Source organism: Allobosea sp. P2_A10 (assembly GCF_056405115.1).
Map to the genome: position 1 here is coordinate 249,347 of NZ_JBFUCS010000003.1, position 14,174 is coordinate 263,520.

Annotated in this window: 14 protein-coding genes; 10 read left to right on the forward strand and 4 right to left on the reverse strand. The window is 65.4% G+C overall.

Annotation, left to right across the window (positions count from 1 at the left end; translation table 11 throughout):
- The first annotated feature begins 31 nt into the window (after positions 1 to 31).
- On the forward strand, positions 32 to 988 hold the full coding sequence (gene nudC / locus AC1DZY_RS07115; RefSeq protein WP_476819387.1) for an NAD(+) diphosphatase: 957 nt from the start codon (positions 32 to 34) through the stop codon (positions 986 to 988).
- A 10-nt stretch (positions 989 to 998) separates the two neighbouring features.
- Here the strand turns inward: nudC and AC1DZY_RS07120 are convergent, their stop codons facing one another.
- Positions 999 to 1,853, reverse strand: a complete 855-nt coding sequence (locus AC1DZY_RS07120) for a prephenate dehydratase (RefSeq protein ID WP_476819388.1) — start codon at positions 1,851 to 1,853, stop codon at positions 999 to 1,001.
- 8 nt (positions 1,854 to 1,861) lie between these two features.
- Entirely contained in the window at positions 1,862 to 2,605 is a 744-nt protein-coding gene (locus AC1DZY_RS07125; protein WP_476819389.1) for a 3-deoxy-manno-octulosonate cytidylyltransferase, read from the reverse strand.
- A 226-nt stretch (positions 2,606 to 2,831) separates the two neighbouring features.
- Here AC1DZY_RS07125 and AC1DZY_RS07130 point away from each other — a divergent pair, with 226 nt between their 5' ends.
- From AC1DZY_RS07130 to AC1DZY_RS07170, 9 genes are all read left to right on the forward strand, one after another.
- Complete coding sequence (locus AC1DZY_RS07130; protein WP_476819390.1) at positions 2,832 to 3,368, forward strand: c-type cytochrome; 537 nt, start codon at positions 2,832 to 2,834, stop codon at positions 3,366 to 3,368.
- Positions 3,369 to 3,560: 192 nt separating this feature from the next.
- Complete coding sequence (locus AC1DZY_RS07135) at positions 3,561 to 5,423, forward strand: extracellular solute-binding protein (protein WP_476819466.1); 1,863 nt, start codon at positions 3,561 to 3,563, stop codon at positions 5,421 to 5,423.
- Between the two features lie 6 nt (positions 5,424 to 5,429).
- Positions 5,430 to 6,521: a microcin C ABC transporter permease YejB gene (locus AC1DZY_RS07140; RefSeq protein WP_476819391.1), complete on the forward strand. Its 1,092-nt coding sequence runs from the start codon at positions 5,430 to 5,432 to the stop codon at positions 6,519 to 6,521.
- Positions 6,522 to 6,526: 5 nt separating this feature from the next.
- On the forward strand, positions 6,527 to 7,705 hold the full coding sequence (locus AC1DZY_RS07145; RefSeq protein ID WP_476819392.1) for an ABC transporter permease: 1,179 nt from the start codon (positions 6,527 to 6,529) through the stop codon (positions 7,703 to 7,705).
- Positions 7,706 to 7,766: 61 nt separating this feature from the next.
- The gene (locus AC1DZY_RS07150; RefSeq protein ID WP_476819393.1) at positions 7,767 to 7,982 is read left to right on the forward strand and encodes a hypothetical protein; all 216 of its coding nucleotides are present in this window, start codon (positions 7,767 to 7,769) and stop codon (positions 7,980 to 7,982) included.
- Complete coding sequence (locus AC1DZY_RS07155; protein WP_476819394.1) at positions 7,979 to 9,610, forward strand: ABC transporter ATP-binding protein; 1,632 nt, start codon at positions 7,979 to 7,981, stop codon at positions 9,608 to 9,610. The genes AC1DZY_RS07150 and AC1DZY_RS07155 overlap by 4 nt, the downstream gene beginning before the upstream one ends.
- A gap of 2 nt (positions 9,611 to 9,612) precedes the next feature.
- A complete protein-coding gene (locus AC1DZY_RS07160) occupies positions 9,613 to 10,830 on the forward strand; it encodes a phosphopentomutase (protein ID WP_476819395.1) in 1,218 nt (405 codons plus the stop codon).
- Between the two features lie 79 nt (positions 10,831 to 10,909).
- Positions 10,910 to 11,338 (forward strand): TadE/TadG family type IV pilus assembly protein, encoded by a 429-nt coding sequence (locus AC1DZY_RS07165; RefSeq protein WP_476819396.1) that lies wholly within the window; start codon positions 10,910 to 10,912, stop codon positions 11,336 to 11,338.
- Positions 11,339 to 11,376: 38 nt separating this feature from the next.
- Positions 11,377 to 13,104, forward strand: a complete 1,728-nt coding sequence (locus AC1DZY_RS07170; protein ID WP_476819397.1) for a pilus assembly protein TadG-related protein — start codon at positions 11,377 to 11,379, stop codon at positions 13,102 to 13,104.
- A 53-nt stretch (positions 13,105 to 13,157) separates the two neighbouring features.
- Here the strand turns inward: AC1DZY_RS07170 and AC1DZY_RS07175 are convergent, their stop codons facing one another.
- Positions 13,158 to 13,562 carry an arsenate-mycothiol transferase ArsC gene (locus AC1DZY_RS07175; protein ID WP_476819467.1) on the reverse strand — a complete coding sequence of 135 codons (405 nt, stop codon included), beginning with the start codon at positions 13,560 to 13,562 and terminating at the stop codon, positions 13,158 to 13,160.
- A 50-nt stretch (positions 13,563 to 13,612) separates the two neighbouring features.
- Positions 13,613 to 14,101 (reverse strand): UPF0262 family protein, encoded by a 489-nt coding sequence (locus tag AC1DZY_RS07180; RefSeq protein WP_476819398.1) that lies wholly within the window; start codon positions 14,099 to 14,101, stop codon positions 13,613 to 13,615.
- Between the last annotated feature and the right edge of the window lie 73 nt (positions 14,102 to 14,174).

Below are 14,174 nucleotides of genomic sequence, written 5' to 3' on the forward strand. Positions count from 1 at the left end.
GCCCCCGTGGCGAGCAGGTAGGACGGAAGCCATGAACGACGCTTCCTCCCGCCGCGAACGCTCCGCCCAGACCGGCTTCGCCACCAGCAGCATCGATCGCCGGGCCGATTTGCGCGACAAGCCCGACGCGCTGGCGGCGCTACGCCATCGCTCGGATACGCGGCTGACGGTCGTCGCCGGCGAAACGCCGGTGCTGAAACGCCTCGACGGCGAGGCGCTGACCGTCTGGTTCAGCCATGCCGAGACGAATTTGCTCGGCCCGGGACTGGAAGAGGCTTTTCTGGGACTGGACGCCGATGGCGCGCCCCGGTTCGCGCGCCTCGTCGACAAGGCAATGGCGGAGACCTTGCGCGAAAGACCGGAGCTCTTGCTGACCGATCTGCGTTCGGTCGCGCTGAAAAAGCTCGTGCCGAAGACCGAACTCGGCCCGCTCGGCGAGGCTAAGGCTCTGCTCGACTGGCACGCTCGCCACCGCTTCTGCGCGCAATGCGGCGGGCCCACCGAACTCGGCTCGGCCGGCTGGAAGCGTCAATGCACCGCCTGCGGTGCGCAGCATTTCCCGCGCACCGACCCGGTCGTGATCATGCTGGCGACGCGCGGCGACAATTGCCTGCTGGCCCGGCAGTCGCGCTTCGCGCCGGGAATGTACTCATGCATCGCGGGCTTCATCGAGCCGGGCGAGACGTTCGAGGACGCCGTGCGGCGCGAGACCTGGGAGGAAGCGGGCCTCAGGACCGGCACGGTGCGCTACATCGCCTCGCAGCCCTGGCCGTTTCCGGGCTCGCTCATGATCGGCTGCATCGCGCAGGCGCTGAACGACGACATCGTGCTCGATGGCACGGAGCTGGAAGCCGGGCGCTGGTTCTCCCGCAGCGAAGCGCTCCAGATGCTGGCTGGCGAACACCCAGACAACCTGTTCTGCCCGCCGCACATGGCGATCGCCAATACGATCCTGAAAGCCTGGGCTGTCGACGGCGAAGAGGCTTAGCGGACGAACCCTACTCGCCCGGCTCCGGGAAGCTGTCGCGGAACTCATGCGCCGGGTAGACGCCGAGGATCTTGGTTTCCTTGGAAAAGAAGGCCAGTTCGTCAAGCGCGCGCCTGAGCGCCGGATCGTCGGGATGGCCCTCGACATCGGCATAGAACATCGTCGCCGAGAAATGGCCGTCGACCATGTAGCTTTCGAGCTTGGTCATGTTGACGCCGTTGGTGGCGAAGCCGCCCATGGCCTTGTAAAGCGCCGCCGGCAGATTCCTGACCTGGAAGATCAGGGTGGTCACGGTCTTGGCCGCACTCTGGCGGGCGTATTCCGGATATTTCGACAGGATGACGAAGCGCGTGGTGTTGTGCTTCTCGTCCTCGATATCCTCCATCAGGATGTTCAGCCCGTAGACGTCGGCTGCGATGCGCGGCGCGATCGCGGCGCGGGTCGGATCGCCCGCCTCGGCCACCTGCCGGGCGGAACCGGCGGTGTCGGCCGCGACCTCGGCCTTGAGGCCGAGCTTGCGGATGATCTTGCGGCATTGCCCGAGCGCATGGATGTGGCTCTGCACCGTCTTGAGCGTCGCCAGCGTCGCGCCCTCGCCCGCCATCAGATGAAAGCGGATCGGCAGGAAATGCTCGCCGATGATGTGCAGGCCCGAGCGCGGCAGGAGGTGGTGGATGTCGGCGACACGTCCCGCGATCGAATTGTCGATCGGGATCGCGCCATAGCGGGCCGTGCCGTCGCTGACGGCGGCGAGCGCGTCCTCGAAGGTAGCGCAGGGCAGCAATTCGCAATCGGGGAAGACCTGCAGGGCGGCCTGCGACGAGAAGGCGCCGGGTTCGCCCTGATACGACACGATGACAGACATGGGGATACTCAGGCTCCGGCGCGCTTGGCCAGCATGGCGCGGGCGCGTTCTAGGTCATGGGGCGTATCGACGCCGAGCGGCACGTCGTCGACGACGATGATGTCGATGCGCATGCCGTCCTCGACGGCGCGCAACTGCTCGAGCCGCTCGCGCTTTTCGAGAGGCGACGGCGGCAACGAGACAAAGCGATCGAGCGCCCGGCGGCGATAGGCGTAGAGGCCGATATGGTGGTAGAGCGGCCCCTCGCCCGAAGGCGCCGTGGCGCGGGTGAAATAGAGCGCGCGCATCCGGCCCGGCGAAATCTCGCTGGCAATCGCCTTGACCACGCTGGATTCCGTCTTTTCCTCCTCGCGCGTGATGATGGCGGCAAGCGTGACGATATCGACCGCATTCTCCGATAGCGGCCCGACCGAGGCTGCAATCACGCGTGGATCGATGGTCGGCAGGTCACCCTGCACGTTGACGATGACGTCGTGACGGCCTTCGGGATCGAGGATGTCCGCGGCTTCCTTGATGCGGTCGGAGCCGGACGGATGGTCGTTTCGGGTCAGGACCGCGCGGCCGCCGGCCTTCTCGACGGCATCGACGATGGCAGCCTCATCGGTCGCGACCGCGACAGGGCCGATGCCGGATTCGATGGCGCGCCGCCAGACATGCACGATCATGGCCTCGCCATGGATGTCCGCCAGCGGCTTTCCGGGCAGGCGCGTCGCCGTCATGCGGGCGGGGATCAGGATCAGCGGGTCAGACATCGGGGCGAAAGGCTCGCATCGGGGCGAAAGGCTAGGGAGCGAAAGATGCGGACCGGCGCCGCGGGAAGCGTCAAAAGGTCTCAAAGCGGAGCGTGCTTATACGAGTTGCATTGCAGCGCGCAAAGCGGTTAAGCACGGCGTCAAGGCTGGAGCTGTTTCAAGGTCCCGCCAGAGCGCTGTCTTGCCTCCCGCGTCTTGCGCCGGCGGGGCCGAGGGTCCGGATACGATGGATATCGAAACCAACAAGATCGCCGGAGCGGTTCTCTCCACCCTGCTCGTGGCGCTCGGTCTCAACATGATCGCCGGCATCGTCTTCACACCGCACAAGCCGGCGGTTCCCGGCTTCGATCTTCCGAGCGAGGAGCCAGCAGCCGCGACCGGCGGCGCGACCGCCGCAGCCGATGAGCCGATCACCGTGCGTCTCGCCAAGGCCGACCCCGCCAAGGGCGAAAAGGCCGTCGGCGCGTGCAAGGCCTGCCATACCTTCGAGAAGGGCGGCGCCAACAAGGTCGGCCCGCATCTCTACGACGTCTACGGCCGCGCCAAGGGCTCGGTCGAGGGCTTCGGCTATTCGGCGGCGATCAAGGCCAAGTCCGGCGAGAAATGGGAGGCCGAGCAGCTCGATGGCTTCCTAAAGAACCCCAAAGCCTACATGCCGGGCACCGCCATGGCTTTCGCCGGCATCGGCAAGCCGGATTCGCGCGCCGACGTCGTCGCCTATCTCAACACGCTCTCGGACGCGCCCAAGCCGCTGCCGAAATAAAGCTTGCGTCGATCCGGCGCGCGCAGATCTTTCGAGCCGGGCCGCCGCGCCCGGCTTTTGCTTGTCGGCGGGCAGGCCGTCCGAAGGCGCAAGGTCTTGTGAACGCCGCAGTGTTGCGGTCAGCATGGCGGCAGCGACCGCGCGCGGCATAATCGGCCAGCGAATCACCGAGGGAGATCAGGAGCCATGGCGATGCGCATCACCCGCCGCAGACTGATCGAGGCCGGCGGAGCGGCCGCAGCCAGCGCGAGCCTGACGGCATTCAGGAGCCCGGCTCTTTCGCAGGAGAGCGAAATCCATGGCCTGTCGACCTTCGGCGAACTCGCTCTGCCGGCCGATTTTCCGCATTTCGCCTATGTGAACCCCAAAGCCCCCAAGGGCGGCACGCTGACGATCCAGATCAAGCGCGCTGGCGGCAACCAGAGCTTCGACACCTTCAACACGCTCAACACCTTCGTGCTGCAGGGCGACGGCGCAGCCGGCATGGACGCATGCTTCGACAGCCTGATGGCGGGCTCGGGTGACGAGCCGGGCTCGCTTTACGGGCTTCTGGCGAAAAGCGTCGCAATCTCGGCGGACAAGCTGACCTATCGGTTCCGGATGCGGCCGGAGGCCAAGTTCCATGACGGATCGCGCGTCACGGCAGCAGACGTCGCCTTCTCGATGAACCTGCTCAAGGCGAAGGGGCATCCCTCCTTCCGCCTGATCCTGAACGAGATGGTGTCTTCGCAGGCGCAGGGCGACGACATCGTCGTCGTGCAGCTCTCGCCCAAGCGCAGCCGCGACCTGCATCTCGTCGTCGCTGGACTGCCGGTGTTCTCCGAAAAATACTGGTCCACGCGCGATTTCAGCGCCTCGACGCTGGAGGCTCCGCTCGGCTCGGGCGCCTACAAGGTCGGACGCTTCGAGCAAGGGCGCTTCATCGAGTTCGAGCGCGTGCCGGATTATTGGGGCAGGGATTTGCCCGTGAATATCGGCACCAATAATTTCGACCGGGTGCGCTGGGAGTATTTCCGCGACCGGCAGGTCGCGTTCGAGGCCTTCAAGAGCGGCATCATCACCTTCCAGGAAGAATTCACCTCGCGCATCTGGGCGACGGGCTACGATTTTCCCTCGATCAATGAAGGCAAGGTCAAAAAGGAGAGCCTGCCCAAGACCGAGCCGATCGGCTCGCAGGGCTGGATCTTCAACCTGCGCCGCGACAAGTTCGCCGACCCGCGCATCCGCGAGGCGCTCGGCCTGTGCTTCGATTTCGACTGGACCAACAAGAACATCATGTTCTCGTCCTTCAGCCGGATGACCTCCTATTTCGAGAACTCGGATTCCAAGGCCGTCGGCAAGCCCTCGCCTGAGGAGCTCAAACTGCTGGAGCCGTTCCGTGGGCAGGTGCCCGACGAGGTCTTCGGCGAACCTTTTCTACCGCCGGTCTCGGACGGCTCGGGCAGCGACCGCAACCTGCTGCGCCGCGCCGACGAGATGTTCCGCGCCGCCGGCTGCAAGCGCGACGGTAATGTGCTGAAGCTGCCAAGCGGCCAGCCCTTCGAGATCGAGTTCCTCGATTCACAAGCCGCGCTGCAACCCCATACCCAGCCCTTCCAGGCCAATCTGAAGCGGCTCGGCATCAATGCTACATCGCGCATCGTCGACGCCGCGCAGTACCAGCGTCGGCTCGACGAGTTCGATTTCGACATCATCAGCCGAGCGCTCGGCGGCAGCTCGATCCCGAGCGACTCCCTGCGCATCGTCTATGGCTCGGAAGCGGCAAAGACACGCGGCTCGCGCAATTCAGGCGGCATCGCGAGCCCTGCCATCGACGCGATGATCGAAAAGATCGGCCAGGCCGACAGCTATGCCGAGGTCGTCGTCGCCGCCAAATGCCTCGACCGGCTGCTGCGGGCCGGCCGCTACTGGATCCCGATGTGGTGGAACGCCCATGAATGGCTGGCCTATTGGGACATGTTCGACAGACCGCAGACCAAGCCGAAATACTCCTCCGGCGCGCCTTCGATCTGGTGGTATGATCCCGAAAAAGCCAAGCGCATCGGAAAGGCTTGAGCCGGGATGCTGAGTTACATCGCCCGGCGCATCGCGCTGATGGTGCCGACTTTGTTCGGCATCCTGCTGATTTCCTTCGTCATCGTGCAGTTCGCGCCGGGCGGCCCGGTCGAACGCGTGATCTCACAATTGCAGAACCCCAATAGCGGCGCGACCGACCGCGTCGGCGGCGGCCAGGGCGGCGACGGCCTGCAGGCGGGCGGCGACGCGAGTTCCGCCTATCGCGGGGCGCAGGGACTCGATCCGGCCTTCATCAAGGAGCTCGAAAAGCAGTTCGGTTTCGACAAGCCGGCCCATGAGCGCTTCACCAAGATGCTCGGCGACTACATCCGTTTCGATTTCGGACGCAGCTATTTTCGCGATGCGCCGGTGCTGCAGCTGATCAAGGAAAAGCTGCCGGTCTCGATCTCGCTCGGCTTGTGGATGACGCTGCTCTCCTACGCGATCTCGATCCCGCTCGGCATCCGCAAGGCGGTGAAGGACGGCTCGCGCTTCGACACCTGGACCAGCGCGGTCGTGATCGTCGGCTACGCCATCCCCGGCTTCCTGTTCGCGATCCTGCTGATCGTGCTCTTCGCCGGCGGCTCGTTCTGGCAGATCTTCCCGCTGCGGGGGCTGTATTCGGAGAATTTCGCGCAGCTGAGCTTTTTCGGGAAGATCGCAGATTATCTCTGGCACATCGCCCTGCCGGTGACGGCGATGGCGTTGGGGGCGTTCGCGACATCGACGCTGCTGACCAAGAACTCCTTCCTCGACGAGATCCGCAAGCAATACGTCCTGACCGCGCGGATGAAGGGTCTGTCGGAGCGCGGCGTGCTCTATGGCCATGTCTTCCGCAACGCCATGCTGATCGTCATCGCCGGCTTTCCCGGCGCCTTCGTGCATGCGCTCTTTGCCGGCTCGCTGCTGATCGAGACGATCTTCTCGCTGGATGGCCTCGGGCTTTTGTCTTTCGAGGCGATCGTCAACCGCGACTATCCCGTGGTGTTCGCCAATCTCTACATCTTCTCGCTGATCGGCCTGTTCGTGCACCTCATCACCGACCTGACCTACACCTGGGTCGACCCTCGCATCGATTTCGACACGCGGGAGGCCTGAGAGGCATGAGCGACGCGCTTCTCGACGCCCAGCCGCCTGCCTTGCGCAGCGGCGCTCCCGCGCAGGCTCCGGTCGAGGCGGCGCAGGGCTGGCTCAAGCTCTCGCCGATCAACCGTCGCAGGCTGAACAACTTCAAGGCCAACAGGCGCGGCTGGTGGTCGCTCTGGATATTCCTGACGCTCTTCGTGCTCTCGCTCTTCGCCGAGTTCATCGCCAACGACCGGCCTCTGATCGTGCGCTACAAGGGCGAGTTCCTGTTCCCGATTGCGGTGAACTATCCGGAAGAGAAGTTCGGCGGCTTTCTCGCGACCACCGATTATCGCGACCCGGTCATCGCCAAGGAGATCGCGGCCCATGGCTACCTGGTCTGGCCGCCGATCCGCTATTCCTATCAGACGCATAATCTCGATCTGCCGGTGCCCGCGCCCGCGCCGCCGACCTGGCGGCTCAAGGACGAGCAATGCAAGGTGATCGCGGAGCGCAGCGGCGGGACGGGCTGCCGCGACCTCGAATGGAACTGGCTCGGCACCGACGACCAGGGCCGCGACGTGGTCGCAAGGCTGATCTACGGCTTCCGCATCTCGATTCTGTTCGGGCTGATCCTGTGTGGCATCTCCTCGGTGATCGGCATTGCCGCCGGTGCGATCCAGGGCTATTTCGGCGGCTGGACCGACCTGATCTTCCAGCGCGTCATCGAGATCTGGACCTCGATTCCAGCGCTCTATCTGCTCATCATTGTGGCGGCGATCATCACGCCGAGCTTCTTCGTGCTGCTCGGCATCCTGCTGCTGTTTTCGTGGGTCGCGCTTGTCGGCGTGGTCAGGGCGGAGTTTTTGCGAGCGCGCAACTTCGAGTATGTCCGCGCCGCGCGTGCGCTCGGGCTCTCCAACCGCGCCATCATGGTCAAGCACCTGCTGCCCAATGCGATGGTGGCGACACTGACCTTCCTGCCGTTCATCCTGAACGGCTCGATCACCACCCTGACCTCGCTCGACTTTCTGGGTTTCGGCCTGCCGCCGGGCTCGCCCTCGTTGGGCGAGCTGCTGGCGCAGGGGAAATCGAACCTGCAGGCGCCGTGGCTCGGGCTCTCGGGCTTCGTCGTGATCGCGCTGATGCTGTCGCTGCTGATCTTCATCGGCGAGGCGGTGCGCGATGCCTTTGATCCGCGGAAGACGTTTGCTTGACCCCCTCCCCCGCCTCAATGAGAGTCGCGGCCGGTTTATGCTGCATTGTTGGAGCCGCCCGATGCGAGAGCCTTTTCGACGACGGATTGTTGAAGGCTATCCCGCACACAAATTCGAGACGGACATCTCCGCGAATTTTCCAGACCATGCTCTCGTGACCGTCACTCTGGAAAATCTGGATGGGATCGTTCCGGGAGACACCATCATCGAAACGCATTTCCGGTTCGCCGGCGGCAAACTCGTGAAAACCGCTGAGAAGTCTGTCGCCCACCAATGACCGCCTTGCCCCTCCTCTCCGTCCAAGACCTTTCCGTCGCCTTCCGCCAGGGTGGGCGCGAGACGCTGGCCGTCGATCGCATCTCCTTCTCCATCGCCAAGGGCGAGACGCTGGCGATCGTCGGTGAATCCGGCTCCGGCAAATCGGTGACGGCGCTCTCGATCCTCAAGCTGCTCAACTATCCATCCGCTTATCACCCCTCAGGCACGGTGATCTTCAACGGTCAGGACCTGATCGGCGCCGACGAGGATGCGATGCGCAAAGTGCGCGGCAACGACATCACCATGGTGTTCCAGGAGCCGATGACCTCGCTCAATCCGCTGCACACGATCACGCGGCAGATCGGCGAGATCCTCGAATTGCACAAGGGTCTGCGCGGCGAGAAGGCGCGCGCCCGTACGCTGGAATTGCTGGCGCTGGTCGGCATCCGCGACGCGGAAAGCCGGCTCGACGCCTATCCGCACCAGCTTTCGGGCGGACAGCGCCAGCGCGTGATGATCGCGATGGCGCTCGCCAACGAACCGGAATTGCTGATCGCGGACGAACCGACGACGGCGCTCGACGTCACCGTGCAGGCGCAAATTCTGGCGCTGCTGAAGGAGCTTCAGGGCAGGCTGGGCATGGCGATGCTGTTCATCACCCATGATCTCGGCATCGTCAGGCGCATCGCCGACCGGGTCTGCGTCATGCTGAAAGGCAAGATCGTCGAGCAGGGTCCGGTCGCCGAGATTTTCGGCAATCCGCAGCACGACTATACCAGGCGCCTGCTCGCAGCCGAGCCGAAGGGCCGGCCCGCCGCGGTCGCCGAGGGCGCGGCGACGCTGCTCGAAGCCGGCCCGATGAAGATCTGGTTCCCGATCAAGTCGGGGTTTCTGCGCAAGACCACCGGCCATGTGAAGGCCGTCGACGGCATCTCGATTTCGGTGCGCGAGGGCGAAACGCTCGGTGTCGTCGGCGAATCCGGTTCGGGCAAGACTACGCTTGGGCTCGCGATCCTCAGGCTGATTTCCTCGGAGGGCCCGATCGTTTTCCTCGGCGACCGGATCGACGGATTGTCGAGTTCCGAGGTTAGGCCGAAGCGCAAGGACCTTCAGGTCGTCTTCCAGGACCCCTATGGCTCGCTGTCGCCACGGATGTCGGTCGCCGAGATCGTCGCGGAGGGCCTGACCGTGCAGCAGAGCGGGCTGAGCTATGCACAGCGTCGCGAGATCGTAGCGCAGGCGCTCACCGATGTCGGGCTCGACCCCGCCGCGATGGACCGCTATCCGCACGAGTTCTCGGGCGGCCAGCGCCAGCGCATCGCGATCGCGCGCGCCATGGCGCTGAACCCGCGCTTCGTCGTGCTGGACGAACCGACCTCGGCGCTAGACATGTCCGTGCAGGCCCAGATCGTCGAATTGCTGCGCGACCTGCAGGCGAAGCGCAAGCTCGGCTATCTCTTCATCAGCCACGACCTCAAGGTGGTGCGTGCGCTGTCGCACCGGGTCGTCGTCATGCAGAACGGCAAGGTGGTGGAGGAAGGGCCGGCGGAGGAGATTTTCGCGCGGCCCCGGCAAGCCTATACGCAGGCGCTGCTCGCCGCTGCGCTCAATCTCGAACCTGTCGGCCATGCTGGCGTGAGCGCCTGACGATGGCGCGCGCCGTCCTGATCGTGCTCGATTCCGTCGGCTGCGGCGGGGCTGCCGACGCAGTCGCTTATGGTGACGAGGGCGCCGACACGCTCGGTCACATCGCACTTGCCTGCAACGAAGGTCGCGCCGACCGTGACGGGCTGCGCAAAGGATCGCTGAAACTGCCCAACCTCGTCAGGCTCGGGCTCGCCCATGCCTGCGAAGCCTCGACCGGAACGCCGCTCGCAGGCATCGCCAAGCCGGCCGCTCCGCAAGGCCGTTACGGCTACGGCGTCGAGGTCAGCCAGGGCAAGGACACGCCGTCCGGCCATTGGGAGATCGCGGGCTGCCCTGTGCCGTTCCAATGGGGCTATTTCACCGCGCTGGAGAACTCGTTTCCGCCGGAGTTGATCGCGGCGATCATCCGCGACGGCGCCCTGCCCGGTATTCTCGGCAACAAGCACGCGCCGGGGACCGCGATCATCGACGAATTCGGGGAGGAGCATATCCGGACGGGAAAGCCGATCTGCTACACCTCCGTCGATTCCGTGCTGCAGATCGCCGCGCATGAAGAGCATTTCGGGCTGGAGCAGCTCTACGCGCTCTGCCGCAAGGTCCGCTTGCTGGTCGATCCGTTGCGGATCGGCAGGGTGATCGCCCGGCCCTTCATCGGCGCGCCCGAGACAGGCTTCAGCCGCACCGGCAACCGCAAGGATTTCGCGATCCCGCCGCCGCAGGAGACCTTGCTCGACAGGCTGGTCGGCGAAGGCCGCTCCATCATCACGGTCGGCAAGATCGGCGACATCTTCGCCCACCGCGCGACGGGCGAGGAGATCAAGCGCTTCGGCAACGCCGCGATGTTCGATGCGGCGCTGGAGGTGTGGGAACGCCTGCCCGATGGCGGCTTCTGCTTCGTGAACCTCGTCGATTTCGACACCGAATTCGGCCATCGCCGCGACGTGCCGGGATATGCCGCCGCGCTCGAGGCATTCGACGCGATGCTGCCCCGGCTGGAGAAGGCGCTGAGACCCGGCGATCTCGCGGTGATCACCGCCGACCATGGCAACGACCCGACCTGGCCGGGCACCGACCACACCCGCGAGCACGTGCCGATCCTGGCCTTCGGCCCGGGCGGTCCGGCCGAGCCGATCGGCCGGCGCGAAAGCTTCGCCGATATCGCCGCGACGATCGCGGACTGGCTCGGCCTCGGKGGCATCGGACCCGGGCGGCCCTGGTAGCCGAGCGGCGGCATTTACCACTTGTAAGCAATTGGTTGTTACAACCCAAGGTAGTAATTTCTACCTGAGGGTGTGCGTCATGCGTCTCGGAGCCGGTCGCTTCTACAAGGACACATCAGCCACCAGCGCCGTCGAGTTCGCGCTGGTCGCGCCCGTCCTGCTGCTGATGATCTTCGGCATCATCGCCTACGGCTACATCTTCGGAATCTATCACGGTCTTCAGCAAATCGCCTCTGAGGCGGCCAGAGCATCTGTGTCCGGGCTCAACGACGCCGAGCGAGAGGCGATCGCGCGCGGTTTCGTCACGGCCAACGCGGCGTCCTACGCTTTCATCGACCCGGCGAAACTGAAAGTGACGACCGCCCAGAGCGGCCCGCCGCAGCAGACCTTCGAGGTCGCCGTCTCCTACGACATGTCCGACACGGTGTTCCAGAGCGTCGCCGCGCTGGTCGCACTGCCACCACCTGTGGTTGAGCGACGCGCCGTCATCCAGCGCGGCGGCTACTGACCAAAATCCGCATCTCTCCCTTCGTTAAGGAGGCCATCATGACCGGTACTCTCAGGAGCATGGCGCGCGATGAAGGCGGTGGCGTCACGCTGCTGTTTGCCGCCGGCATTTTCGTGATCTTCGGCTTCGGCGCGATGGCGGTCGATGTCGGTAGCTTCTTCTACGAGAAGCGTCGGCAGCAGACCGCCAACGACCTCGCCGCGCTCGCCGCCGCCAGCGACCTGCCGCGCGCCAGGGCCGCCGCGCAGGCCAGCGCCAGCGCCAACGGCTTTGCCCCCGGCAATGTCGAGACGGTCGAGCTCGGCATCTATAAGGCCGACGCCGCCCTGCCCGTGGAGAGCCGGTTCATGCCCGGCCCTGCCGCGACCGCCAACGCCGTCAAGGTCGAGATGAAGGCGACCGTCCAGATGCTGCTCGGCAGGGCGCTCGCCGGGTCATCGACGGACACACAGCCGGCAAAGGCAGCGGCTGCCGCAACACGGGCGAGCCTGTCGAGCGGCGAGGTTCCGATCGGCAGCAGCGCGATTGCGGTGCAGGACGCGCAGGCCTCCTTCGCGGTCGGATCACGACTGGCCAAGCTCGAGGGCGGGGTGCTGAACGGCGTGCTCGGCGGCCTCCTCGGTAGCAGCCTGTCACTCTCCGTCATGGACTATGAGGCGCTGGTCAAGGCGCGCATCGACCTGTTCACTTTCTCCCGGCGTCTCGCGACAAGGGCGAACCTGACGGCCGCAACCTATGACGATGTGCTCAGGAGCAATGTCCGGCTCGGCGACGTGCTGAAGGCGGCGCATGAGGCGGCGCGCGACAATGCGACGAGCAGCGTCGCAGCCAATGACGCCCTGTCGCGGATCGCGGCGGCGCCTGGCAACGCCACGCAGGCGGTCGACCTCAAGGGGCTCGTGTCGTTTGGCGCATACGGCCAGAAATCCTTGGCCGAGCCCGCGCCGATCGCAGCCTCGCTGACCGCTCTCGACCTTGTCTCCGCCGTGGCCCAGATCTCGAACGGTGCGCGCCAGATCGATGTCGGACTTGCCATCAACATTCCCGGCCTCGCGGCGGCTTCGCTCAGGCTCGGCATCGGCGAAAGGCCGGTCGGAACCAGCCTCGTCAGCGTCGGACGAATGGGCGCGAGCGTCCATACGGCGCAGACGCGCCTGCTGCTGACGCTTGATCTCGTCGGTTCCGGTCAGGCCTCGCTGGTCAGCCTGCCGCTCTATCTGGAACTCGCTGCCGCGACCGCGCGGCTTTCGGCCATCCAGTGCAACCCCGGCGACGTCTCGACCTCGCGGGTGACGCTCGGTGTGACGCCCGCCCTGATCGACGCCTGGATCGGGCAGGTCTCGCTATCCGAATTCAATAATTTCCGCAGCGCCCCGAACCCGCCCGCGGCGACGCTGCTGAACGTGGCAGGCCTCGCCAAGGTCAGCGGCCGGGCGCATGCAACGATGACCAACCTGTCGGAAGCCTCGGTCTCCTTCACCTATCCGGAGATCCTTCGCGGCGACAAGCGCACGACCTCGACGCAGAACTTCACGGCCACGCTGCTCTCGCGCCTCGTCGGCGATCTCGATCTGCGGGTCGAGGCGCTCGGGCTCGGGCTCGCCTTGCCCGGTCTCGGCGGCGCGGTCAGCGGCGTCATCGCAGGTGCGGCGACGCCGATCGACCAGATCCTCAACGCCGTGCTGGGCACGCTCGGCATCGGTCTCGGCCAGGCCGATTCATGGGTCAGCGGCGTCCGCTGCGGCGGGGCCGTGCTGGTGCGCTGAGCACCAGTGAACCGGATGCCGGGGCGTCAGCACCACGCCCCGGCATCCGGTTCTCAGCTCTTCAACCTGTCCTTGATGCGCCGCATAAGCCCGTCGCGGACCTCGCGATAGGCGTCCAGCATCTGCTCGCGCGAGCCCTGCACGACCGTGGGATCGACTGTCGGCCAGTATTCCACATCGGCGGCGACCGTGCGGGTCAGGTCGAGCGCCCGGTGATGGGCTTCCGGCGACAGCGAGATGATCAGGTCGAAATTCAACCCCTCCCACTCCTCCAGTTCGTCGACCGATTTCGGCTTGTGCTTGTGGGCGTCGATGCCGATCTCGTCGAGCACCGTGAGCACGAAACCATCGGCCTCGCCCTTCCTCGCCCCGGCCGACTGGACATAGATCGACTTGCCGAAGAAGTGCTTGGCCATCGCCTCGGCCATCGGCGAACGCACCGCGTTCTGCGCGCACATGAAGAGCACGCTCTGGACCTTGCGCGAGGGAGCGAAACCCTCCAAGGCGCTCAGCCCTTCCAGTGCAGGGCGTAGATCAGGGTAAAGAGACGGCGCGCCGTGTCGTGGTCGACCTCGACCTTGGTCGCCAGCCGCTCGACCAGAATGCCGGCGGCTTCGTCATGCAGGCCGCGCCGGCCCATGTCGATCGCCTCGATCTGCGAGGGCGTGGCGGTGCGGATGGCGGCATAGTAGCTCTCGCAGACCATCTCGTAGTCCTTGATGATGCGCTTGAACGGCGTCAGCGACAGGACATGGGTGATGACGGCTGCGCCGTCGGCCTGCCTGATCTCGAAGACGAGCCGGCGTTCGACCAGCGCGAGATGGGCGAGATAGGGACCTCCCGCATGGTCCTGCACAGCGAACTGGTTGCGCTCGATCAGGTCGTAGATGGCGACGGCGCGCTCATGCTCCTGGTCCGGAGAGCCCCGACCGAGGGAGGCTTCGTCGAGCGTCACGCCAATCAGGCACTTGCTTTCGGCTCTCGCGCTGTCGGACATGCCACCTCCGGTTTCGTCGCTTGAGTCGCAATGCTTAGATCACGCTAAAGTTTAGAGCATTGCTCATGCGAAA